The sequence below is a fragment of the Agrobacterium sp. CCNWLW32 genome (assembly GCF_037083425.1).
In the GTDB taxonomy this organism is placed as follows: Bacteria; Pseudomonadota; Alphaproteobacteria; order Rhizobiales; family Rhizobiaceae; genus Agrobacterium; species Agrobacterium radiobacter.
In genome coordinates, this window is sequence record NZ_JBAOJM010000005.1 from 262861 (window position 1) to 286939 (window position 24079).

Here is a 24079-nt window from a genome sequence, read left to right on the forward strand (position 1 = left end):
GCTCGAATTAGGTTCCAGAGTTATGGTGCAGAAGTTCGAACATCGCTGCCTCGCTCGGTTCTCTGGCGGCGATGGCGTTTGCGCGAAAGATTTCCGGAACCAGAGAAAGCACGTTGTGGCTGATACAGATGAATTGTGTCCCAGCCAGTGCTGCCGCGTATCTGTCCGTTGATGCATGGTTGAAAAAGGCCCGCGCCGCTTCCGAGGAATAGAGCAGGACCACATCGGCAGCGTTTTCGACAAGCGCCGTCTGGAGCATGCTTTCGGAGATATCCGAGGGCAGCATCACGTAACAGTCGATCACTCTAAAGGAAATGCCCGCAGCGGCAAGGCCCTCCTCGAAGACGGAGCCACGGGGCTTGCCGGCGAGATAGAGCAGGGGCTGTCCTTCGGAAAGAAGTGCGCGGCGCTGCGTTACGAGAGCAATCAGACCCAGGGCGTCTCCGGAGGCGATGAATATTTGCGTGAAGCCGGCTTTTTTCGCCGCTTCCGCCGTTGTTGCGCCGACGGCGAAGAGCGGTTTTGACAGATGCGGGGCCAGCCGGTCCCATGATGTTTCCAGTGCCCGCAATGCCTCGGCACTGGTCACCGCAATCGCCGCCAGCGGGCCGGATAGCGCCGAGATGGCGCGTTCGCCATGATGGGCTGGATGAAACAGCGGCAAAAGCACCGGCTCGTGGCCGAGCGCTTCAAGTTTTGCGGCCGTCCTTTCGCCCGAACGTTGCGGCCGGGTGACGACGATCCGCATAGGCTCAGTTCCAGCCTTCGAAGAAATTGCTGCCCGCCTTGGCACGCACCTCTTCGCCGGCCTGTCGGCCGAGCTTTGCCGCATCTTTGCGGTTGCCGGAGATTTCGATGTTGTGGCTCGTCTGGCCATCAGGGGTGAGGATCAAGCCGGAAAAATAGAGTTCCTCGCCCTCGCAGGTGGCGTAACCGGCAATCGGGGTGCGACAGGAACCGTCGAGTGCGGCCAGGAAGGCGCGCTCGCAGGTCACCGCATCATAAGTGGGCCTGTCGTTTATGGGGGCAAGCAGCTCGTCCATGCGGGTGTCACCGATGCGGCTCTCCACACCGATTGCGCCCTGCGCCGGAGCAGGGGGGAATTCCTTTGGGTCGAGAATTTCCGTCGGAACATTGTCCTTGCCGAGCCTCTTCAGGCCGGCAAAGGCAAGCAGCGTCGCATCCGCCTGGCCTTCTTCGAGCTTGCGCAGCCGCGTATCGACCTGACCGCGAAAGATGATGACGCTCAGATCCGGCCGCAGGCGGCGGATCAGCGCCTGGCGGCGCAGGGATGCGGAGCCGACCACGGCGCCCTGCGGCAGCTCCAGCAGCTTCGGCGCGGTGCGGCCGATGAAGGCGTCGCGCACATCTTCCCGCGGCAGGAAGGCGGACAGATAAAGGCCTTCGGGTAAAACGGTCGGCATGTCCTTGGAGGAATGCACGGCCATATCGAGTTCGCCAGACAGAAGCTGGCTTTCCAGCTCCTCGGTAAACAGGCCTTTACCGCCGATTTCCGACAAGGCGCGGTCGGTTATCCGGTCGCCCTTGGTGGATAGCACGACGATTTCGAACATTTCTTCCGGCAGGCCATGCGCCGCCATCAGCCGGTTGCGCGTCTCGTAAGCCTGCGCGAGCGCCAGCGGGCTGCCGCGCGTGCCGATTCGGAAAGGTTTTGTTTGCATCCGCGTCTATCCATTGTTACCGGAGTTGTCTTAGACCAACTCAGCGCATGATCGCAATGAACGAACAGATTTGATGACCCCCTTTCTTCGTATCCTCGGCATAGAGACAAGCTGTGACGAAACCGCTGCATCCATTGTGGTTCGGCATGCGGACGGGCGTGGCGAGATCGTCTCCGACGTCGTTTTGTCGCAGCTGGAGGAACACAGCGCATATGGCGGCGTGGTGCCGGAAATTGCCGCGCGCGCCCATGTCGAGGCGCTGGACACGCTGGTGGAAGAAGCGCTGGAGCAGGCAGGCGTGACTCTTGCCGATGTCGACGCCATTGCCGCCACCTCCGGTCCCGGCCTCATCGGTGGTCTGCTGGTGGGGCTGATGACGGGCAAGGCCATCGCCAAGGCGGCCGGCAAGCCGCTTTACGCCATCAACCATCTGGAGGGCCACGCGCTGACGGCGCGGCTGACCGACGGTTTGTCTTTTCCCTATCTGATGCTGCTGGTTTCCGGCGGCCATACCCAGCTGGTGCTGGTGCGTGGCGTTGGTGAATATGAGCGCTGGGGCACCACCATCGATGACGCGCTGGGTGAAGCCTTCGACAAGACCGCGAAACTTCTGGGCCTGCCCTATCCAGGCGGTCCTGCGGTCGAGAAGGCGGCGGCGAAGGGGGATCCCAACCGCTTTCCGCTGCCGCGTCCGATGGTCGGCGAAGCACGGCTCGATTTTTCCTTTTCCGGCCTGAAGACAGCGGTGCGGCAGGCGGCGACCGCCATCGCGCCGCTTTCGGAGCAGGATATTGCCGATATCTGCGCCTCCTTCCAGAATGCGGTGTCGCGCACTCTCAAGGATCGCATCGGCCGTGGCCTTGCGCGTTTCCGCCAGGAGTTTCCGCAGCTGGAGACCCAGCCTGCGCTGGTCGTGGCTGGCGGTGTCGCCGCCAACAAGGAAATCCGCCAGACCCTGCAGTCGCTTTGCGATATCAATGGCTTTCGCTTTGTCGCGCCGCCGCACCGGCTCTGCACTGACAATGCTGCGATGATCGCCTGGGCCGGACTGGAGCGAATGGCGGACGGCCGAGCATCCGATCCGCTGGAAATTCCGCCGCGCTCGCGCTGGCCGCTGGATGGCAGCGCGGAAACATTGATCGGTTTCGGTAAGAGGGGAGCAAAGGCCTGATGCAGCGGGAAAAAATCGTCGTCATCGGCGCCGGCGCCTTCGGAACCGCGCTAGCCGTCGTCATTGCGCTGGAAAACCGGCATGATGTGACCCTGCTCGGCCGCGATCCGTCCCTGATGGCTGACCTCAGGAGTGATCGCGTGCACGAGGCGGCCCTGCCGGGTGTTGACCTTCCGGATGCGCTTGAATTTTCCGCCGAGCCCGACGTGCTTGCCGGTGCCAGCATTGTGCTCTTCGCCATGCCGTCTCAGGCCCATGCCGATGCGGCCCGTCACTATGGTCCTTATCTGGCTAATGACTCTATCATTGTCACCTGCGCCAAGGGCATCGACCGCAGTTCCGGCCGTCTGCTGACGGAACTTCTGGAAGCGGAACTGCCACATCACCCGATTGCGGTTCTGTCCGGTCCGGGCTTCGCGGCCGATATTGCCCGTGGCTTGCCGACGGCCATGGCGATTGCGGCGGAAGACGCTGCCATCGCCGAACGGCTGGCAACCACGATTTCCGGCAGGACCTTCAGGCTTTATGCCTCGACCGACCGCATCGGCGTGCAGCTCGGGGGGGCGCTGAAGAATGTTCTCGCCATTGCCGCCGGCATCGTCGAAGGCGCGGGCCTTGGCGATTCCGCCCGGGCGGCGCTGATCTCGCGCGGGCTTGCCGAAATGTCGCGTCTCATTGTCGCCATGGGCGGCAAGGCGGATACGGTGCGCGGCCTCTCGGGCCTCGGCGATCTGGTGCTGACTGCCACAAGCCATCAGTCGCGAAACCTGCGGTTCGGCATCGCGCTCGGCCGCGGGGAGGGCAAGGACATGTCCGGCGGGCTGGTGGAGGGCGCTTTTGCGGCTGCCGTCGCCGCCCGACTCGGAGAAAGTCACGCTGTCGACATGCCGGTTACCGAAGCGGTGGCCGCCATCATCGATGGCAATCTGGATGTGGCGAGCGCCATGCAACAATTGATGACACGGCCGATCACCACCGAATGAGGGTGGGGCGGTCGAACAATATTTTACGCATGTCTTGGTCCCAAAGCCGCTGATACTTTTGGGAGACATGCTCCAGCGAGGAGACGAAAATGCTGTTTGCCTTTATCTGCAAGGACAAGCCCGGCCATCTGAACGTGCGCATGGAAACGCGCCCGGCGCATCTGGAACATCTGAACAGGCTGAATGCCGAGGGCACGCTGAAGATCGCCGGTCCGTTTCTCGATGCCGAAGGCAAGCCGAATGGCAGCCTCGTCATCGTGGAAGCTGCCGATATCGATGCGGCCAAGGCCCTTGCCGATGCCGATCCCTATGCAAAGGCCGGCCTGTTCGAAAGCGTCGATGTGAAGCCCTATAATTGGGTCTTCAACAATCCGGGAGCGTGACCGGACATGGCGAATTACTGGCTTTATAAGTCCGAGCCGTTCAAATGGTCCTGGGAAATGCAGAAGGCCAAGGGCGAGGCCGGCGAAGAATGGACCGGCGTGCGCAACTATCAGGCCCGCAACAACATGCGGGCCATGAAGATCGGCGACAAGGGTTTCTTCTACCACTCCAATGAAGGGCTGGATGTCGTCGGCATCGTCGAAGTCTGCGCCCTTTCGCATCCGGACTCGACCGCTGAAGGCGATCTGAAGTGGGATTGCGTGGATATCCGCGCCGTTTGCGATATGCCGCAGCCGGTTTCGCTGAAGGATGTGAAGGCCAATCCCAAGTTGGAAAAGATGTCTCTCGTCACCTCCATGCGGCTTTCCGTGCAGCCGGTGACGGAGGAGGAATATCTTGAGGTTTGCCGCATGGGTAACCTCGCCAATCCACCGAAATCACCGGACTGACCCCTCGGTGAGGACCGATCCCGAACGCTTCATTCTCGACAACACCGGCATCATGCGCCCGCCGCATGTGCCGGAATTGCGTCTTCATCTTGCCACGGAGGCTCATGAGCTGTGGCTGAAGACGGAGGAGGAGCTGGAAGCGATCGGCCTGCCGCCGCCCTTCTGGGCCTTCGCCTGGGCCGGCGGGCAGGGGCTTGCCCGCTATGTTCTCGATCATCCCGACAGCGTCTCCGGTAGGCGCGTGCTGGATTTCGCCAGCGGTTCCGGCCTGGTCGCCATCGCTGCGGCAAAGGCGGGCGCCAACGCGGTTCTGGCGGCCGATATCGATCCGTGGACAGAGACCGCCATTCGGCTGAATGCGGCTCTCAATGAGGTGGACATTGCCTTCACCGGACTTGATCTGGTCGGGAAGCCGGTCGAAGCGAATGTTCTGCTAGCGGGCGACGTGTTTTACGATCGCGCCTTTGCAGATCTTCTCGTGCCGTGGTTTCTGGAACTGACGGAAAAGGGCGTGAGCGTGCTCGTCGGCGATCCGGGGCGGGCCTATTTGCCCAAAGAGCGGCTCCGGGCGGAGGCGACCTATCAGGTGCCGGTGACGCGGGCGCTGGAAGACAGCGAAGTGAAGAAGACCACCGTCTGGCGTTTTATCTGATCAGTGCATCGCACATTTGCAGTAAAACCGCGTCATGCTTTCGCCGGAAATACTTTAGGGCCGGATAATGCAGACGCCATGTTCATAGGCGCAGGCGTCGTCAGCGGTTTCGGCACGGACATTGATGATCTTCGCCTTTGGCGCAAGCTGCGAGCCTCTTGTGAGCGTTGCGCCTTTCCGTGAAAGCCCGCCGCCAATTGCGAAATAATTGCCATTGCCACGAACGCGCAGCGCCGATATCGCGCCCACATAAGTGCCACCGGAGAGGGTGGATGGCAGCCCGTCCGTTGAGAAGCTCACCTGCGATTGACGATGTTGATAATGATGCTGATAATCACGGCGACCATAATAATCATCTGCCGCCGCCGGAGGCATTACTGTGAAAATGACGCCTGCAACCATCATGGTTAAAGCAGCGATTCGGCGCTGTAACATGAGCCTCATTCTCCGGATTTTCCTCATTAACAAAAGGTAAATTACACGATTCATGAATTACGTAAAGGTAAATATTTTGAGGGCGTAAATCTTGGAAACGCTCGATTTTTTATTTTGACGCAAAAAAATTCCAAAAAAAATTCGTGAACCAATCGATTAAATTGGAATCGGCCATGAAATGTGCTTGTGGTGATGCTCCCATGTGATTAAACGTCGCGGTTGGTGCAATGCACATTCTTTCGTCATGTGCTGTTGCTTGGGGGCGTCCTGTCTGATGGGCGCACGGGAAAACGCCGCGAGGTTCTGATGGCGAATGCGACTAATAACCGGCCTCTGTCGCCGCATCTTCAAATTTACAAGCCGATTCCGACGATGGTTGCTTCCATCGTGCACCGCATCACAGGCGGCGCGCTTTATTTCGGAACGCTTCTGGTTGCCTGGTGGCTGATCGCAATCGCCTCGGGTCCTGCCTATTACGACTGGGTCAACTGGGCGATGGGTACGATCATCGGCAGACTCATCCTGATCGGATATACCTGGGCTCTCGTGCACCACATGCTAGGCGGGCTTCGCCACTTCATGTGGGATCTGGGCTACGGCTTCGAAAAGCACTTTACCACCAAGCTGGCAAAGGCCTCGTGGGTGGTGTCGATCTGTCTGACCGCGCTGATCTGGGTCATCGCCCTGATCGTGCGCTGAGGAGATTTTTCATGGATATGCGTACACCTCTCGGAAAGGTTCGCGGTCTCGGCTCCGCCAAGGAAGGCACCGACCATTTCTTGCGCCAGCGCGTCACCGCGGTTGCCAACGTTCCGCTGCTGATCTTCTTCGTGATCTTCCTCATCAAATATGCCGGCGCGCCCTATCCGGAAGTCGTCGCCGCGCTGTCGAACCCGCTTGTTGCGGTTATCATGGCTCTGGTGCTGGTGTCCGGCCTCATTCACATGAAGCTCGGCATGCAGGTCATCATCGAAGATTACGTTCACGCCGAGGTTTCGAAGCTCGTTCTTCTGATGCTCAATACGTTTTTCGCGATTCTGATTGGCGGCCTTTCCATCTTCGCCATTCTGAAAATCGCATTCGCAGGATAAGTCCGCCATGGCATCGATCAGTTCACCTTCCCAGAATGGCAAGGCCTACACCTATGTCGATCACTCCTATGACGTGATCGTGGTGGGCGCCGGTGGCGCGGGTCTGCGCGCAACGCTCGGCATGGCGGAACAGGGTTTCCGCACGGCCTGCATCACCAAGGTTTTCCCGACGCGCTCCCACACGGTTGCGGCGCAGGGCGGAATCGCGGCCTCGCTCACCAACATGACGCCCGACTGTTGGCAGTGGCACCTTTACGACACCGTAAAGGGCTCCGACTGGCTGGGTGACGTTGATGCGATGCAATATCTCGCCATGGAAGCGCCGAAGGCGGTCTATGAGCTTGAGCATTACGGCGTGCCTTTCTCGCGTAACGAAGAAGGCAAGATCTACCAGCGCCCCTTCGGTGGCCATATGCAGAATTACGGTGAAGGCCCGCCGGTGCAGCGCACCTGCGCCGCTGCTGACCGTACCGGCCACGCCATCCTGCACACGCTTTATGGCCAGTCGCTGCGCAACAACGCGGAATTCTTTATCGAATATTTCGCGCTCGACCTCATCATGTCGGCAGACGGCCGTTGCACGGGCGTCGTGGCGTGGAACCTCGATGACGGCACGATCCATCGCTTCTCCGCCAAGATGGTGGTTCTCGCGACCGGCGGTTACGGCCGCGCCTATTTCTCGGCGACCTCTGCCCACACCTGCACCGGCGACGGCGGCGGCATGATTGCCCGTGCCGGCTTGCCGCTTCAGGACATGGAATTCGTGCAGTTCCACCCGACCGGCATTTATGGCGCAGGCTGCCTCATTACCGAAGGCGCGCGCGGCGAAGGCGGTTATCTCGTCAACTCCGAAGGCGAGCGCTTCATGGAGCGTTATGCGCCTTCGGCAAAAGACCTTGCCTCGCGTGACGTGGTGTCGCGCTGCATGACGATGGAAATCCGTGAAGGCCGCGGCGTCGGCAAGAACAAGGATCACATCTTCCTGCATCTCGACCACCTTGATCCGGCGATCCTGCATGAGCGTCTTCCAGGCATTTCCGAAAGCGCGAAGATTTTCGCCGGCGTCGACGTAACGCGCGAGCCGATCCCGGTCCTGCCGACGGTTCACTACAATATGGGCGGCATTCCGACCAACTATTGGGGTGAAGTGCTGAACGCCGATGCCAACAACCCGGAACGCATCGCGCCCGGCCTGATGGCTGTTGGCGAAGCCGGTTGCGCCTCGGTTCATGGTGCGAACCGCCTCGGTTCCAACTCGCTGATCGACCTCGTGGTCTTCGGCCGTGCCGCTGCAATCCGCGCTGCCCAGGTCATCGACCGCGATGCGCCGGTTCCGGAGCTCGACATTGCTGCCTGCGACAAGATCATGGAACGCTTCGACAGCCTGCGTTATGCCAACGGCTCCACGCCGACGGCGGTGCTGCGCGACAAGATGCAGCGCGCCATGCAGGACGATGCGGCGGTGTTCCGTACGCAGGAATCGCTCGAGAGCGGCTGCAAGCGTCTTTCCGCCATCTGGAAGGAACTGCCTGACGTCAAGGTCACGGACCGTTCGATGGTCTGGAACTCCGATCTGGTCGAAACGCTCGAGCTGCACAACCTGATGGCCAATGCGATCACCACGGTCTATGGCGCGGAAGCGCGCAAGGAAAGCCGCGGTTCGCACGCCCGTGAGGATTTCGTCGACGGTCCGTTCGCCGGTCGCGATGATGTGAACTGGCGCAAGCACACGCTTGCCTGGGTCAGCCCCGAAGGTGATGTCAAGCTCGACTACCGCCCTGTTCACACCGACCTGATCGCCGACGGCATCGATCCGAAAAAGATCGAGCCGAAGGCTCGCGTCTACTGATTTGAGGAACTGGATATGGTTGAACTAGCTCTCCCCAAGAATTCCCAGATCAGCGAAGGCAAAGTCTGGCCGAAGCCAGACGGCGCCAGGAACGTTCGCGAGTACCGGATCTATCGCTGGAACCCGGATGATGGCCAGAACCCGCGCATCGATACCTATTATATCGATGTCGACGATTGCGGACCGATGGTTCTCGATGCGCTTCTCTACATCAAGAACAATATCGACCCGACGCTGACTCTGCGCCGCTCCTGCCGTGAAGGCATCTGCGGTTCCTGCGCGATGAACATCGACGGCACCAATACGCTCGCCTGCACCAAGGGTATGGAAGAGATCAAGGGTACGGTTAAGGTCTATCCGCTGCCGCACATGCCTGTGGTGAAGGACCTCGTTCCCGATCTGTCGAACTTCTACGCCCAGCATCGCTCCATCGAACCCTGGTTGAAGACGGTTTCGCCGACGCCCGCCAAGGAATGGAAACAGAGCCACGAGGACCGCCTGAAGCTGGACGGTCTCTACGAGTGCATTCTCTGCGCCTGCTGCTCCACCTCCTGTCCCAGCTACTGGTGGAATGGCGACCGTTACCTTGGTCCCGCTGTTCTGCTGCAGGCCTATCGCTGGCTCATCGACAGCCGTGATGAGGCAACCGGCGAGCGTCTCGACAATCTCGAGGATCCGTTCCGCCTTTATCGCTGCCACACCATCATGAACTGCGCGCAGGCTTGCCCGAAGGGCTTGAACCCGGCCAAGGCGATCGCGGAAATCAAGAAGATGATGGTCGAGCGCCGCGTTTAAAGGCGATTCGCTGACAACGAAAAATCTATCGGGCCGCGGTCTCGACCGTGGCCCTTTTTACAACCCGGCGTGGGAAAATTCGGTAAAAATCGACCGAAATGGTAATTATCCCGGCCATCGCTTGCGCAAGATAAGGCTTTGGTAATAATTCAGCCTTCTTGTTTGATCATGATCTTTCCGGAAGCGAGAGAATCGGGAGCTTGATATGCAATTCAGATATGTGGTGACGGGCCTTGCGGTTGTGATGACTCTCGCCGGTTGCCAACGTACCTCCTACGATTACAACAACAACACCAGCAACAATCCCGGTTATACGCCGCCTTTGCAGGCGCAGCCGGTGCCTTCCGTCCAGTCCGGCGCTCTGCCGCCGCCCGGTGGCGCCACCGGCAGCCAGTTCCCGTCGGCACCTGCCTCGGCGGCCCCAGGCGGAACCAATGTTGCTTCCGCCGCTCCGCCGGCAGCCGCACTTGACGTTACCAAGGAATCCATGGTCGGCAACTGGCGCGTTTCCAATGGCGGCGCCAATTGCGACATGTTCCTGACGCTCACCAATCTCGGCAGCGGCTCGCGTGGCGGCACGCGCGGTTGCGCGGGCGAGCTGACGGCGATGGGGTCCTGGGAAGTGTCCGGCAAGATGGTTCTCTTCAAGAACCGTTCGGGTGACACGATCGGCCGCGTCTACAAGAGCGCCGATGCGCGCTTTGACGGCACGACCAATAGCGGCCAGCCGCTCAGCCTCAGCCGATGAGTCTTTCCGGTGCAGCCGGAACGCTCTTTTCGCTCTAAGCCTGTTCATTCGTCGCGGGTGCCTTTGTGCGCCCGCGCCCGAGGCGTTTATCCATGAAGCCTTTGCCTGATTACAATCATAGTGTCGTTGAACAGCTCAACGCATTGACGGCAGCTGGCACCTTGCAGGCCGATGCCGCCCAGCTTGGCGTGGCGGCGCATCTTGACCGTATCCTTGCGGATCTGAAGGCGCGCAAGCCCGCCAAGAAGAAGAGCGCGCTCGGCTGGATGTTCGCGCGCAAGTCCGGGCCTGCCGCCCCCGTCAAGGGATTGTATGTCTATGGCAGCGTCGGCCGCGGCAAGACGATGCTGATGGACATGTTCTACGAGATGGCTCCCGTCTCTTCCAAACGGCGGTGCCATTTTCATGAATTCATGGCGGATGTGCATAATCGTGTGCATGCGCATCGGCAGAAGCTGAAGAATGGCGAAACCAAACAGGCCGATCCCATTCCCCCCGTCGCGGCGGAGCTTCTGGCGGAAGCGGAGCTTTTATGCTTCGACGAATTTACGGTCACGGATATTGCCGATGCGATGATCCTCGCCCGGCTGTTCAGCGAACTCTTCGCCAATGGGTGCACCTTGGTGACGACCTCTAACGTCGTACCCGACAATCTCTACAAGGATGGTCTCAATCGCGGCCTTTTCCTGCCCTTCATCGATCTGCTGAAGAAATATGTTGACGTGGTGACGCTGGACAGCCCCACCGACTACCGGATGGAGAAGCTGGAAAGCCTTCCGGTCTACGTCACGCCGCTCGACGGTTCGGCGGATCAGGCGATGGACATGGCCTGGCGGCACATGACCGGCGGTCATCTCGTTGTCCCAACGGAAATACCCATGAAGGGTCGCTCCATTCTGGTGCCACGCGCCAGCGGCCGGGTGGCGCGCTTCTCGTTTTCAGATCTCTGCGAAAAGCCGCTCGGGGCTTCCGACTTCCTGGCCATCGCCAATCGTTTCGATACGGTCTTCATCGACCATATCCCGCTGCTCAACGCGGACAAGCGGAACGAGACCAAGCGTTTCATTATCCTCATTGACGCGCTTTACGACCATAGCGTCAGGCTTTTCGCATCAGCCGCAGCCATGCCGGAAGACCTGCTCGGGAAACGCAAGGGAACCGAAGGTTTCGAGTTCGATCGTACTGCCTCGCGCCTGTTCGAGATGCGCAGTGCAGATTACCTGGCGCTTCATCACGAAAAACGGCAGAAAGTTTGACACTTTCGTGACGCATTTTCTTACGTTTACGTAAGAAAATAATGATCTAAACGATTGAAAATATTCACCACAAAAGAATCTGTTGCCTATTTTAGCCAATGGGGCTAATCGGAGTGCGACAATTTGGCTGCCGGTTTGGCGCGGTGAAATTGAATTGAAGCTCAAGAGGAAGCATTCGATGGCTCGCAAAAAGATTGCACTTATTGGTTCTGGCATGATCGGCGGCACGCTGGCGCATCTCGCCAGCCTGAAGGAACTGGGCGATATCGTCCTCTTCGATATTGCTGACGGCATCCCGCAGGGCAAGGGTCTGGATATTGCCCAGTCCGGCCCGGTCGAAGGCTTCAATGCAAAGCTCACCGGCGCTTCCGATTACGCAGCCATCGAAGGTGCTGACGTCTGCATCGTCACCGCTGGCGTTGCCCGCAAGCCAGGCATGAGCCGCGACGATCTTCTCGGCATCAACCTCAAGGTGATGGAACAGGTCGGCGCCGGCATCAAGAAATATGCCCCGAACGCTTTCGTCATCTGCATCACCAACCCGCTCGACGCCATGGTCTGGGCGCTGCAGAAGTTCTCTGGCCTGCCGAAGAACAAGGTCGTCGGCATGGCCGGCGTTCTCGACAGCGCCCGTTTCCGCCTGTTCCTCGCTGAAGAATTCAATGTTTCGGTCCAGGACGTCACCGCCTTCGTTCTCGGCGGTCATGGCGATACGATGGTGCCGCTCGCCCGTTATTCCACGGTTGGCGGCATTCCGCTGACGGATCTCGTCAAGATGGGCTGGCTGACCGCCGAGCGCCTCGAGCAGATCATCCAGCGCACGCGTGATGGCGGTGCGGAAATCGTCGGCCTGCTGAAGACCGGTTCGGCCTATTACGCGCCGGCCGCTTCGGCGATCGAAATGGCTGAATCCTACCTCAAGGACAAGAAGCGCGTTCTGCCCGCCGCCGCCCACCTCTCGGGCCAGTACGGCGTTGATGATATGTATGTCGGCGTTCCCACCATCATCGGTGCCGGCGGTATCGAGCGCATCATCGAGATCGAACTCAACAAGGAAGAAGAAGCCGCCTTCCAGAAATCCGTCGGCGCCGTCGCTGGTCTTTGCGAAGCCTGCGTCAACATCGCTCCGTCGCTGAAGTAATAGCCTAGCGGCTCCAAACAGGGATTATTCCATGAATATTCACGAATATCAGGCCAAGGCTCTTCTGAAGGGCTACGGCGCGCCGGTTGCTGAAGGCGTCGCCATTCTCAAGGTCGAAGAAGCCGAAGCTGCCGCAAAGCAGCTTCCCGGCCCACTCTACGTCGTCAAGAGCCAGATCCACGCGGGCGGCCGCGGCAAGGGCAAGTTTAGGGAACTCGGCCCTGACGCCAAGGGCGGCGTTCGCCTGGCAAAGTCGATCGACGAAGTCGTTTCCCACGCCAAGGACATGCTCGGCAACACGCTGGTAACGGCGCAGACGGGCGACGCCGGCAAGCAGGTCAACCGTCTCTACATCGAAGACGGCGCAGACATTGCCCGCGAACTCTACTGCTCGCTGCTGGTTGACCGTTCCGTCGGCCAGGTCGCTTTCGTGGTTTCCACCGAAGGCGGCATGGATATCGAAGCTGTCGCCCACGACACGCCCGAGAAGATTCACACCATCGCCATCAACCCGGAAAAGGGTGTGAGCGACGCTGACGTTGCCGCGATCTCCAAGGCTCTCGAGCTTGATGGTGTTGCTGCGGAAGACGCCAAGGCGCTGTTCCCGATCCTCTACAAGGCCTTCAACGAGAAGGACATGGCTCTCCTCGAGGTTAACCCGCTGATCGTCATGGAAAATGGCCATCTGCGCGTTCTCGACGCCAAGATGTCTTTCGATGGCAATGCGCTGTTCCGCCATGACGACGTCAAGGCGCTGCGCGACGAGACCGAAGAAGACGCCAAGGAAATCGAAGCCTCCAAGTGGGACCTCGCTTACGTGGCTCTCGACGGCAACATCGGCTGCATGGTCAACGGTGCCGGTCTCGCCATGGCGACGATGGACATCATCAAGCTTTACGGCAAAGAGCCGGCTAACTTCTGCGACGTCGGCGGCGGCGCCGGCAAGGAGAAGGTTGCTGCAGCCTTCAAGATCATCACGGCTGACCCGAAGGTCGAGGGCATCCTCGTCAACATCTTCGGCGGCATCATGAAGTGCGACGTCATCGCCGAAGGCGTGATCGCAGCCGTCAAGGAAGTCGGTCTCAAGGTTCCGCTCGTCGTGCGCCTCGAAGGCACGAATGTCGAGCTTGGCAAGAAGATCCTCAACGAGTCCGGCCTTGCGATCACCGCGGCTGACGATCTCGACGATGCGGCGAAGAAGATCGTCGCAGCGGTGAACGGCTAATTTGAAGGACCGGATATAATGTCGATTCTCGTCAATAAAGACACCAAGGTCCTCGTACAGGGCCTGACCGGCAAGACCGGCACCTTCCACACCGAACAGGCGCTTGCCTATTACGGCACGCAGATGGTCGGCGGTATTCACCCGAAGAAGGGTGGCGAAACCTGGACCGGATCGAAGGGCGAAAGCCTGCCGATCTTTGCAACGGTTGCTGAAGCCAAGGAAAAGACCGGTGCAGACGCATCCGTGATCTACGTTCCGCCGGCAGGTGCTGCGGACGCCATCATCGAAGCGATCGAAGCTGAGATCCCCTTCATCACCTGCATCACCGAAGGTATCCCGGTCATGGACATGGTTCGCGTCAAGGCTCGCCTCGACCGCTCCAAGTCGCGCCTGCTCGGCCCGAACTGCCCGGGTATCCTGACGCCGGAAGAATGCAAGATCGGCATCATGCCGGGCTCCATCTTCCGCAAGGGTTCGGTTGGTATCGTTTCGCGCTCCGGCACGCTGACCTATGAAGCCGTGTTCCAGACCTCCAACGAAGGCCTCGGCCAGACCACGGCTGTCGGCATCGGCGGCGACCCGGTCAAGGGCACCGAGTTCATCGACGTGCTGGAAATGTTCCTCGCTGACGAAGCCACGCAGTCGATCATCATGATCGGCGAAATCGGCGGCTCGGCTGAAGAAGATGCAGCACAGTTCCTGATCGACGAAGCCAAGAAGGGCCGCAAGAAGCCGATGGCCGGCTTCATCGCAGGCCGTACGGCTCCGAAGGGTCGCACCATGGGCCACGCCGGCGCTGTCGTTTCCGGCGGCAAGGGTGACGCAGAATCCAAGATCGCAGCCATGGAAGCGGCTGGCATCAAGGTTTCGCCTTCCCCGGCGCGCCTCGGCAAGACGCTGGTTGAAGTCCTCAAGGGCTGAGACCACATGACATCGGTACGGGCGGCGCGGCTTTAATGCCTCGCTGCCCGATGCCGCAAGAAGACAGACAGACGGCATACCGCCCCGGCGGCAGACAGCAGTAATCAAAGCGGCAGGCCGGCGAACGGCCCTAACGGCATCGAGGAGGCGGACGGATAAGTCCGCAAGAACACAATGGCAAGGCAAGAAGCGAACGAGCAGTTTCAGATCACGTCGTTTCTGGACGGCGCGAATGCAGCCTATATCGAGCAGCTCTATGCCCGGTACGAAGAGGATCCCTCTTCCGTGTCGCCGGAGTGGCAGAGCTTCTTCAAGGCGTTGTCCGATAATCCGGAAGACGTGAAGAAGGCGGCCAAGGGCGCCTCCTGGAAGCGCGCCAACTGGCCGATCCCGGCCAATGGCGAACTGGTATCCGCACTGGACGGTAACTGGGCCACGGTCGAAAAGGCCATCGAGAAAAAGGTTCAGGCGAAGGCTGAAGCCAAGAGCGCAGACACCGGCAAGCCGGTCAGCGAAGCCGAAGTGCTGCAGGCGACCCGTGACAGCGTTCGCGCCATCATGATGATCCGCGCCTATCGCATGCGCGGCCACCTGCACGCCAAGCTCGATCCGCTCGGTATCGCCGTTGCGGTTGAAGATTACAACGAGCTGTCACCGAAGTCCTACGGCTTCGAGGAAAGCGACTACGACCGCAAGATTTTCATCGATAACGTTCTCGGCCTCGAATATGCGACCGTGCGCGAGATGATCGATATTCTGGAGCGCACCTACTGCTCCACCATCGGCGTTGAATTCATGCACATGTCCAGCCCGGAAGAAAAAGGCTGGATTCAGGAACGCATCGAAGGTCCGGACAAGGGCGTTGCTTTCACGGCCGAAGGCAAGAAGGCCATTCTGTCCAAGCTGGTTGAAGCCGAAGGTTACGAGCAGTTCCTCGACGTGCGCTTCAAGGGCACCAAGCGTTTCGGCCTCGATGGCGGCGAATCGCTGATCCCGGCGCTGGAGCAGATCATCAAGCGCGGTGGCCAGGACGGTCTGGAAGAAGTCGTGCTCGGCATGGCCCATCGTGGCCGTCTGAACGTTCTCACCAACGTCATGGGCAAGCCGCACCGCGCCGTGTTCCACGAGTTCAAGGGCGGTTCGTTCAAGCCTGACGACGTCGAAGGTTCCGGTGACGTGAAGTACCATCTCGGTGCCTCCTCCGACCGCGAATTCGACGGCAACAAGGTTCACCTGTCGCTGACGGCCAACCCGTCGCACCTTGAAATCGTCAACCCCGTTGTCATGGGCAAGGCCCGCGCCAAGCAGGACCAGCTGGCCAAGACATGGGACGGCGACATCATTCCGCTTTCCGAACGCGCCAAGGTGCTGCCGCTGCTGCTGCACGGCGATGCCGCCTTTGCGGGTCAGGGCGTGGTTGCCGAAATTCTCGGCCTTTCCGGTCTGCGCGGCCACCGCGTTGCCGGCACCATGCACTTCATCATCAACAACCAGATCGGCTTTACGACCAACCCGGCCTTCTCGCGTTCGTCGCCCTATCCGTCCGACGTCGCCAAGATGATCGAAGCGCCGATCTTCCACGTCAACGGTGATGATCCGGAAGCGGTTACCTATGCGGCCAAGGTCGCGACCGAATACCGGATGAAGTTCCACAAGCCTGTCGTCATCGACATGTTCTGCTACCGCCGCTTCGGCCATAACGAAGGCGATGAGCCGGCGTTCACGCAGCCGAAGATGTACAAGGTCATCCGTGGCCACAAGACGGTCGCGCGCATCTATGCCGACCGCCTGATCGCGGAAGGCCTGATGAACGAAGGCGAATTCGAGAAGATGAAGGCCGACTGGCGCGCTCATCTGGAACAGGAATTCGAGGCGGGCCAGTCCTACAAGCCCAACAAGGCCGACTGGCTGGATGGCCAGTGGTCCGGCCTGCGCGCCGCCGACAATGCCGATGAGCAGCGTCGCGGCAAGACCGGCGTGCCGATGAAGCAGCTGAAGGAAATCGGCAAGAAACTGTCGACCATTCCGGAAGGCTTCAGCGCCCACCGCACGATCCAGCGCTTCATGGAAAACCGCTCGCAGATGGTCGAGACGGGCGAAGGCATCGACTGGGCGATGGCGGAAGCGCTTGCTTTCGGTTCGCTCGTTGCCGATGGCCACAAGATTCGTCTTTCCGGTCAGGATTGCGAACGCGGCACCTTCTCGCAGCGTCACTCGGTTCTCTACGATCAGGAGACCGAAGAGCGTTATATTCCGCTCGCCAACCTTTCGCCGACGCAGGCCCGTTACGAAGTCATCAACTCGATGCTCTCGGAAGAAGCTGTCCTCGGTTTCGAATATGGCTATTCGCTTGCCCGCCCGAATGCGCTGACGCTCTGGGAAGCCCAGTTCGGCGACTTCGCCAACGGCGCGCAGGTAGTGTTCGACCAGTTCATCTCTTCGGGTGAACGCAAGTGGCTGCGCATGTCCGGTCTCGTCTGCCTTCTGCCGCATGGTTACGAAGGTCAGGGGCCGGAGCACTCTTCCGCCCGTCTGGAGCGCTGGCTGCAGATGTGCGCCGAAGACAACATGCAGGTAGCCAACTGCACGACGCCGGCCAACTACTTCCACATCCTGCGCCGTCAGGTGAAGCGCGACTTCCGCAAGCCGCTGATCCTGATGACGCCGAAGTCGCTGCTGCGTCACAAGCGCGCCACCTCTTCGCTGGCCGAGCTTGCAGGCGAGTCCTCCTTCCACCGTCTCCTGTGGGACGATGCTGAAGTCATCAAGGACGGCCCGATCAAGCTGCAGAAGGATTCGAAGATCCGCCGCGTCGTCATGTGCACGGGCAAGGTCTATTACGATCTGCTCGAGGAACGCGAAAAGCGTGGTATCGACGACATCTATCTGCTGCGTGTCGAACAGCTCTATCCCTTCCCGGCGAAGGCGCTCATCAACGAGCTTTCCCGTTTCCGCAATGCGGAGATGGTCTGGTGCCAGGAAGAACCGAAGAACATGGGTGCGTGGTCGTTCATCGATCCTTACCTGGAATGGGTTCTGGCGCATATCGACGCCAAGTACCAGAAGGTCCGTTACACGGGCCGTCCGGCTGCCGCCTCTCCGGCGACCGGCCTGATGTCCAAGCACCTGGCGCAGCTTGCTGCGTTCCTGGAAGACGCGCTGGGAGAGTGAGAACTCTCCCGCATCGCCCCGCAAAAAAGACACCTGAATAACGGAACTAGATCATGGCCACTGAAATCCGCGTACCAACCCTCGGCGAATCCGTCAGCGAAGCGACCGTAGGCACCTGGTTCAAGAAGGTCGGCGATACCGTCAAGGCCGACGAACCTCTCGTTGAACTGGAAACCGACAAGGTTACCGTTGAAGTCCCGGCGCCTGCGTCCGGCGTTCTCACCGAAATCGTTGCGCAGAACGGCGAGACCGTCGGTCTCGACGCGCTTCTCGGCCAGATCGCCGAAGGTGCCGCCGGCGCTGCAACCGCTGCACCTGCCGCAAAGCCTGCTGCGGCTGCCACACCGGCACCTGCCGCCGTTGCCGCTCCGGCAACCGGCTCCATGCCGCCGGCACCTGCCGCCGGCAAGCTGCTTGCTGAAAACAACCTGTCTGCCGATCAGGTTGACGGTTCGGGCAAGCGTGGCCAGGTTCTGAAGGGCGACGTTCTCGCTGCCGTCGCCAAGGGTGTTTCTGCACCCGCCGCTGCTCCGGTTGCCGCTGCTGCCCCCCGTCCGGTTTCGGCCGAACAGGATCAGGTTCGCGAAGAGCGCGTGAAGATGACCCGCCTGCGCCAGACGATTGCCCGTCGCCTGAAGGATGCGCAGAACACGGCCGCCATGCTGACCACCTATAACGAGGTGGACATGAGCGCCGTCATGGACCTGCGTAACCGCTACAAGGACGTGTTCGAGAAGAAGCACGGCGTCAAGCTCGGCTTCATGGGCTTCTTCACCAAGGCCGTGACCCACGCGCTGAAGGAACTGCCCGCCGTCAACGCTGAAATCGACGGCACGGACATCATCTACAAGAACTATTGTCACGTCGGCATGGCTGTCGGCACCGACAAGGGCCTCGTCGTTCCTGTCATTCGCGATGCCGACCAGCTCTCCATCGCAGGCGTTGAAAAGGAACTCGGCCGCCTCGCCAAGGCAGCGCGTGACGGTTCGCTCGGCATGGCCGACATGCAGGGCGGCACCTTCACCATCACCAATGGCGGTGTTTACGGTTCGCTGATGTCCTCGCCGATCCTCAATGCACCGCAGTCGGGTATCCTCGGCATGCACAAGATCCAGGAGCGTCCGGTCGCCATCGGCGGTCAGGTCGTCATCCGTCCGATGATGTATCTTGCGCTCTCTTACGATCACCGTATCGTTGACGGCAAGGAAGCAGTGACCTTCCTCGTTCGCGTCAAGGAAAGCCTGGAAGATCCGGAACGTCTGGTTCTCGATCTCTAAGACCAGATAGGGGAGAAGAGGGATGGAAAACCTGGCCGGCGGGAATGGACCTTTTGTGTTCCTGCTGGCGCTCAGCGTCATTCTTCTTCTCCTGCATATCTGCATTCAGGCCATGTCCGTCACGCGGGAAGTTGGTCTTGCCTGGAATGCGGGTGCGCGTGATGCGCGTCCGGACCTCAAAGGGGTCTTTGCGGGACGCGCGCAGCGCGCCTCGGATAATTTTCGGGAAACCTATCCGGCTTTCGTCGGTCTGGTTCTCGCTCTTGCGATCGTCGGCGACGCCTCCGGCTGGGGGCTGACGGGCGGCTGGATATGGACCGTGGCGCGCGTCGTCTACATCCCGCTTTATCTTGCAGGCGTTCCCTATATGCGGTCGATCGCGTGGGTCGTTTCCCTCGTCGGTCTGGTCCTCATGCTTGTCGCGCTGATCTGAGGTCGAGCTCATGCATCAATATCTCATCGAACTTGCATCCCTGATGGCGATCTTCTTTTTCGCGATCGTTTCTCCCGGGGCCGATCTGGCGATGGTCATGCGTCAGGCCATGGTGCACGGGCGCAAGCAGGCCATCATCACCAGTTTCGGTGTGGGAACGTCGCTGATGTTCCATGTCACCTATACGATCCTCGGACTTGGCCTCATCATTTCCCAGTCGATCTATCTCTTCAACATCGTCAAATGGCTCGGCGTCGCCTATCTGATCTATATCGGCATCAAGGCGCTGCGCGCTGGCAAGACCGAACTGCCGACCGCTGCTGAAGGCGAGGTTCGGGCCAAAAGCGGCCAGACAGGGCTCAAGGCCTTCACGCTCGGCTTCGCCGCCAATGCGCTCAATCCCAAACCGGTGTTTTTCTTCCTGTCGATCTTTTCGACGGTGGTTCACGCGCATACGCCGGTCGCCATCAAATTCGGATACGGGGTCGTCATGGCAAGCTGCCTCATCCTGTGGTTCGTCGGCGTCAGCCTGTTCATGACGACGCCACGCATGCGCGCGGCATTTCAGCGCGCCAGCCAATGGATCGACCGCACCAGTGGTGTGGTGTTCATCGCTCTCGGTATAAAACTCGCAACGGAAAAAGCGGCCTGAGTTTCAGGTCAAACGCAAGCAGGGCAATGATCCGCATCTTGCCCGACATCAATCAGGAAAACGAACATGGCATATGATGTAGTTGTAATCGGCACGGGCCCCGGCGGTTATGTTTGCGCGGTCAAGGCGGCACAGCTCGGCCTCAAGGTCGCCGTCATCGAAAAGCGCGCGACCTATGGCGGCACCTGCCTCAATGTCGGCTGCATCCCGTCGAAGGCGCTGCTGCACGCGTCCGAAACCTTTGCGCATGTTGCCCATGGCGTCGATACGCTCGGTATCGAAGTTGCTGCTCCGAAGCTGAACCTTGAAAAGATGATGGGCCACAAGGACGGCGTGGTGAAGGCCAATGTCGATGGCGTTTCCTTCCTGTTCAAGAAGAACAAGATCGATGCCTTCCAAGGCACCGGCAAGGTGGTTTCCGCCGGCAAGGTCGCCGTCACCAATGACAAGGGTGAGACACAGGAAATCGAAGCCAAGAACATCGTCATCGCCACGGGTTCTGATGTTGCCGGCATTCCGGGCGTTCAGGTCGATATCGATGAAAACGTCATCGTTTCCTCCACCGGCGCGATCGCCCTTTCCAAGGTTCCGGAAAAGCTGATCGTTGTCGGCGGCGGCGTGATCGGCCTCGAGCTCGGTTCGGTCTGGTCGCGCCTCGGCGCGAAGGTCACCGTTGTTGAATACCTCGACAATATTCTCGGCGGCATGGATGGCGAAGTTTCCAAGCAGGCGCAGCGTCTGCTCGCCAAGCAGGGTCTCGATTTCAAGCTCGGCGCCAAGGTGACGGCCGTTGAAAAGACGGGCGCCGGTGCGAAGGTGGTGTTCGAGCCGGTCAAGGGCGGCGCTGCCGAAACGCTGGAAGCAAACGTCGTGCTGATCTCCACCGGCCGCAAGCCCTACACCGAAGGTCTCGGCCTTGCCGAAGCCGGTGTCGTGCTGGACAGCCGCGGTCGCGTTGAAATCGACGGCCATTACAAGACCAATGTCGACGGCATCTACGCGATCGGCGACGTGGTGAAGGGCCCGATGCTGGCGCACAAGGCGGAAGACGAGGGCGTTGCGCTCGCGGAAATTCTCGCTGGTCAGCGTGGCCATGTGAACTACGACGTCATTCCGGCAGTCGTCTATACGCAGCCCGAAATCGCTTCCGTCGGCAAGACCGAAGAAGAACTGAAGGCCGCTGGCGTCGCTTACAAGGTCGGCAAGTTCCCCTTCACCGCCAATGGCCGCGCCCGCGCCATGCAGGTGACGGATGGTTTCGTGAAGATCCTAGCTGACAAGGAAACCGACCGGGTTCTCGGCGGCCATATCGTCGGTTTCGGCGCTGGCGAAATGATCCACGAGATCACCGTGCTGATGGAATTCGGTGGTTCTTCGGAAGATCTCGGCCGCACTTGCCATGCGCATCCGACCATGTCGGAAGCGGTGAAGGAAGCAGCGCTGGCGACCTTCTTCAAGCCGATCCATATGTGATCGGTTCTGGAGCCCGCTGCTCCAACATTAAATTTCAGTTATCTGCCAAACCCCGGCTTGCCATGCAGGCCGGGGTTTTCCATACTTGCGCCATAGCCTGTCTAACCTTTTGATAAAAGGCAATAAAATGGCATTTTCAACTCAAGTTTCCTTTTCGGTTCCACAGCGCGTCATTCACTGGGCGATGGCGCTTCTGATCTTCTTCAACCTGTTGTTTCCCGATGGTATGGAACATGCCTATCGGCTGATGCGGCGGGGCGAGACACTGACGCCGGAGCAGATTTCTTCAGCCAATATCCACGCCTATGTCGGTTTTGCCGTGCTGTTTCTTGCGGTTCTGCGCCTCTGTCTGCGCTTCTTCCAAGGCGTGCCGCCGCATCCCGCCGAAGAACCGCGACCGTTTCAGATCGCCGCGAAGGTTGCGCATTTCACCTTCTATGCCCTGTTCATCGTCCTGCCCCTGTCCGGTATCGCTGCTTATTATTTCGGTGCTCAGCCGGCCGGACAGTTGCATTCCGGTCCCTTCAAGGCGCTGATGTGGGTGTTGATCGCCGGTCACATTGGCGCCGTTCTGGTTCACCAGTTCTACTGGCGCACCAATGTCCTGAAACGCATGACGCACGGCTAAGCGGCGGTTTGTCGCGTTCCCGGTTCCTTGGAAAAAGAGGAAGGTGGCCCTTGTCGCATGGTGCGGCCGGGGTTCAGGAATGCAGGATATCGAAGACATATTGCCGGGCGCAGACTGGCGGGATCGCTATCAGGGAGAGATGGTGGCGCCGGAGCCGTCCTCTCTCGATGCGAGCAGGCTCCTTCTCGATCATCCTCCGGCGTGGATCAGCAGCCTTATGGCGCTTCGAAACCGTGTCGTATCGCTTTTCGGTTTAAGAACGGTCGAACTGGCGGCTGGCACGTCGGCGGGCGGTTTTCCCGTTCTTTCTTCCACCCAGGAGCGGACAGTGCTTGGCTTCGACGACCGCCATCTCGATTTCCGGATCGTTGTCGATCTTGAAGAAAAGGGGAACGGCCAGATGGTGATTGTCACCACCATCGTCAGGCGCAAGAACCTGTTTGGGCGGCTCTATCTTCTTGTCGTCGAGCCGTTTCACCGCCGCATCGTACCAGCGACGATGCGGCCCTTCTGCTCCAATGTCCGGCCCGTCAGCATCGGGCGTGAGCGGGTCAGTCAACCCGCGTGAGGGTGAAACCCTGGGCGCGCAGAAGTTCGATAACGCCTTCCTCGCCGGGCAGATGCAGCGCGCCGACGGCCATGAAAACATTGCCCGTGGCAAGCTCGGGGGCTGCCCGTTCCGCCATGACGTGGTTGCGGTCGGTAATGATGCGCTGTTCAAAGGCGGCGTAGCCCTGTTTGTTTTCAGCCGCGGCCTTCTTGGGATCGAGGCTTTTCAGCATCGGCATGGTCATGCCGATATCGCCGGCGACGTAAAGATCGGTCATGGTCGTCATCACGTCATCCATACGCTCACCGAGTTCCAGCGTCTCGATCAGCGCCTGAAGATGAAATTCCATCGGCAGTTCGGACATGGCCGTCAGCTGCTCGACCATGGTCTCCAGCCCGACAAGGCGTTTGCCGTCCGCAATCGCATCTTCGGCCAGCTTCTTGTCCAGAAAGGAAAGGCCGGTCGCCTTGCGGGCGAATTCGCAGGCGGGAAGGGCGACGAAGCTCGAAAGCATCCACGGCTTCATCCGCGAAACGGCATTCAGCGGGATGCCGCGTTCCTTGAGGCCTTTTTCGAGGCGGGCGACATTATCGGGCGACAGAATGTCGGTGATCGATTTGCCATCCAGAAACATGGTGAGCTCAGGCTTGCTCAGCAGCGAAGTCGCGACCTTCTTGTCGTCAACGATTTCGTCCGATTCCACGATGACAATCGCGGCTTTTTCAAAGGCGGGGCTGGCGGCGGCCGGCATTTCCAGAACACGCGGATCGGTGACATGCATGGTACCGAGAAGATAGGACGGCGCCGTGCCTGCCTTTTCGATACGCCAGAAATTACCCTTGCCGTTCGGGATCGCGGCCGCTTCCTGTTCGATCTTTGCGAAGCCTTCAGGATCGGTCTTGCGCATTTCCACGAGAATGTCATTGCCCGTGCACGTGATCTGCTGCTGCTCTGCGGCTTCCGCTTGCCCCAGCGAAAACAGGGTCATGAGCAGGATTGCAACGGCTGTGACATGCAGGGCCGCAAGCAGCCAGAGCAGGGCATCGCCGGTCTTGCCCATCAGGGTGGCGGTGAGATTTTGTGGTCTTATCAGGCTGTGCATCGGTCCAATCC

At 59.9% G+C, this 24079-nt stretch carries 25 protein-coding genes; 21 read left to right on the forward strand and 4 right to left on the reverse strand.

What is annotated here, in order from left to right; genetic code table 11:
* Positions 1-7: 7 nt before the first annotated feature.
* Together V6R85_RS13995 and hemC are read right to left on the reverse strand one after the other, a co-directional pair.
* On the reverse strand, positions 8-748 hold the full coding sequence (locus V6R85_RS13995) for a uroporphyrinogen-III synthase (protein ID WP_111834655.1): 741 nt from the start codon (positions 746-748) through the stop codon (positions 8-10).
* 4 nt (positions 749-752) lie between these two features.
* On the reverse strand, positions 753-1682 hold the full coding sequence (gene hemC, locus V6R85_RS14000; RefSeq protein ID WP_060727369.1) for a hydroxymethylbilane synthase: 930 nt from the start codon (positions 1680-1682) through the stop codon (positions 753-755).
* 73 nt (positions 1683-1755) lie between these two features.
* Between hemC and tsaD the strand changes: the two genes are divergently transcribed.
* The 5 genes from tsaD to V6R85_RS14025 all read left to right on the forward strand — a co-directional run bounded on the left by tsaD (position 1756) and on the right by V6R85_RS14025 (position 5321).
* Entirely contained in the window at positions 1756-2853 is a 1098-nt protein-coding gene (gene tsaD, locus V6R85_RS14005) for a tRNA (adenosine(37)-N6)-threonylcarbamoyltransferase complex transferase subunit TsaD (protein WP_087745112.1), read from the forward strand.
* Entirely contained in the window at positions 2853-3836 is a 984-nt protein-coding gene (locus V6R85_RS14010; protein ID WP_003504996.1) for an NAD(P)H-dependent glycerol-3-phosphate dehydrogenase, read from the forward strand. Before tsaD ends, V6R85_RS14010 begins: the two co-directional genes overlap by 1 nt.
* An 89-nt stretch (positions 3837-3925) precedes the next feature.
* Positions 3926-4219, forward strand: a complete 294-nt coding sequence (locus V6R85_RS14015) for a YciI-like protein (RefSeq protein ID WP_003504994.1) — start codon at positions 3926-3928, stop codon at positions 4217-4219.
* Between the two features lie 6 nt (positions 4220-4225).
* Entirely contained in the window at positions 4226-4669 is a 444-nt protein-coding gene (locus V6R85_RS14020; RefSeq protein WP_003504993.1) for an EVE domain-containing protein, read from the forward strand.
* A 7-nt stretch (positions 4670-4676) separates the two neighbouring features.
* Positions 4677-5321 (forward strand): class I SAM-dependent methyltransferase, encoded by a 645-nt coding sequence (locus V6R85_RS14025; protein ID WP_111834656.1) that lies wholly within the window; start codon positions 4677-4679, stop codon positions 5319-5321.
* A 54-nt stretch (positions 5322-5375) separates the two neighbouring features.
* Here the strand turns inward: V6R85_RS14025 and V6R85_RS14030 are convergent, their stop codons facing one another.
* Positions 5376-5756 carry a hypothetical protein gene (locus tag V6R85_RS14030; protein WP_060725400.1) on the reverse strand — a complete coding sequence of 127 codons (381 nt, stop codon included), beginning with the start codon at positions 5754-5756 and terminating at the stop codon, positions 5376-5378.
* A 306-nt stretch (positions 5757-6062) separates the two neighbouring features.
* Here V6R85_RS14030 and sdhC point away from each other — a divergent pair, with 306 nt between their 5' ends.
* From sdhC to V6R85_RS14110, 16 genes are all read left to right on the forward strand, one after another.
* Complete coding sequence (gene sdhC, locus V6R85_RS14035; protein WP_003504990.1) at positions 6063-6455, forward strand: succinate dehydrogenase, cytochrome b556 subunit; 393 nt, start codon at positions 6063-6065, stop codon at positions 6453-6455.
* Between the two features lie 11 nt (positions 6456-6466).
* Entirely contained in the window at positions 6467-6847 is a 381-nt protein-coding gene (gene sdhD / locus V6R85_RS14040; protein ID WP_003504989.1) for a succinate dehydrogenase, hydrophobic membrane anchor protein, read from the forward strand.
* Between the two features lie 7 nt (positions 6848-6854).
* Complete coding sequence (sdhA, locus tag V6R85_RS14045; RefSeq protein WP_111834657.1) at positions 6855-8696, forward strand: succinate dehydrogenase flavoprotein subunit; 1842 nt, start codon at positions 6855-6857, stop codon at positions 8694-8696.
* 15 nt (positions 8697-8711) lie between these two features.
* Positions 8712-9491, forward strand: a complete 780-nt coding sequence (locus V6R85_RS14050; RefSeq protein ID WP_003504987.1) for a succinate dehydrogenase iron-sulfur subunit — start codon at positions 8712-8714, stop codon at positions 9489-9491.
* Positions 9492-9696: 205 nt separating this feature from the next.
* Positions 9697-10239, forward strand: coding sequence for a protease inhibitor Inh/omp19 family protein (locus V6R85_RS14055; protein WP_003504986.1), 543 nt, complete (start codon positions 9697-9699; stop codon positions 10237-10239).
* Between the two features lie 92 nt (positions 10240-10331).
* Positions 10332-11495 (forward strand): cell division protein ZapE, encoded by a 1164-nt coding sequence (gene zapE / locus V6R85_RS14060; RefSeq protein ID WP_111834658.1) that lies wholly within the window; start codon positions 10332-10334, stop codon positions 11493-11495.
* Positions 11496-11673: 178 nt separating this feature from the next.
* Positions 11674-12636 carry a malate dehydrogenase gene (mdh, locus tag V6R85_RS14065; protein WP_003504984.1) on the forward strand — a complete coding sequence of 321 codons (963 nt, stop codon included), beginning with the start codon at positions 11674-11676 and terminating at the stop codon, positions 12634-12636.
* 31 nt (positions 12637-12667) lie between these two features.
* Complete coding sequence (sucC, locus tag V6R85_RS14070; RefSeq protein ID WP_060727373.1) at positions 12668-13861, forward strand: ADP-forming succinate--CoA ligase subunit beta; 1194 nt, start codon at positions 12668-12670, stop codon at positions 13859-13861.
* Between the two features lie 18 nt (positions 13862-13879).
* Positions 13880-14782 (forward strand): succinate--CoA ligase subunit alpha, encoded by a 903-nt coding sequence (sucD, locus tag V6R85_RS14075; protein WP_003504982.1) that lies wholly within the window; start codon positions 13880-13882, stop codon positions 14780-14782.
* Between the two features lie 174 nt (positions 14783-14956).
* Positions 14957-17953 (forward strand): 2-oxoglutarate dehydrogenase E1 component, encoded by a 2997-nt coding sequence (locus V6R85_RS14080; RefSeq protein ID WP_003504981.1) that lies wholly within the window; start codon positions 14957-14959, stop codon positions 17951-17953.
* 53 nt (positions 17954-18006) lie between these two features.
* A complete protein-coding gene (gene odhB / locus V6R85_RS14085) occupies positions 18007-19230 on the forward strand; it encodes a 2-oxoglutarate dehydrogenase complex dihydrolipoyllysine-residue succinyltransferase (RefSeq protein ID WP_060725403.1) in 1224 nt (407 codons plus the stop codon).
* A 22-nt stretch (positions 19231-19252) separates the two neighbouring features.
* Entirely contained in the window at positions 19253-19663 is a 411-nt protein-coding gene (locus V6R85_RS14090) for an MAPEG family protein (RefSeq protein WP_111792867.1), read from the forward strand.
* Between the two features lie 10 nt (positions 19664-19673).
* Entirely contained in the window at positions 19674-20315 is a 642-nt protein-coding gene (locus V6R85_RS14095; RefSeq protein WP_111834659.1) for a LysE family translocator, read from the forward strand.
* A gap of 66 nt (positions 20316-20381) precedes the next feature.
* Positions 20382-21788 (forward strand): dihydrolipoyl dehydrogenase, encoded by a 1407-nt coding sequence (lpdA, locus tag V6R85_RS14100; protein ID WP_060727375.1) that lies wholly within the window; start codon positions 20382-20384, stop codon positions 21786-21788.
* A gap of 127 nt (positions 21789-21915) precedes the next feature.
* Entirely contained in the window at positions 21916-22416 is a 501-nt protein-coding gene (locus V6R85_RS14105; RefSeq protein ID WP_111834660.1) for a cytochrome b, read from the forward strand.
* Between the two features lie 79 nt (positions 22417-22495).
* A complete protein-coding gene (locus V6R85_RS14110) occupies positions 22496-22984 on the forward strand; it encodes a DUF2867 domain-containing protein (RefSeq protein ID WP_111834661.1) in 489 nt (162 codons plus the stop codon).
* On the opposite strand, the gene V6R85_RS14115 is transcribed toward V6R85_RS14110, so the two are convergent.
* A complete protein-coding gene (locus V6R85_RS14115) occupies positions 22968-24068 on the reverse strand; it encodes a TraB/GumN family protein (protein WP_111834662.1) in 1101 nt (366 codons plus the stop codon). The genes V6R85_RS14110 and V6R85_RS14115 overlap by 17 nt on opposite strands.
* Positions 24069-24079: the final 11 nt, after the last annotated feature.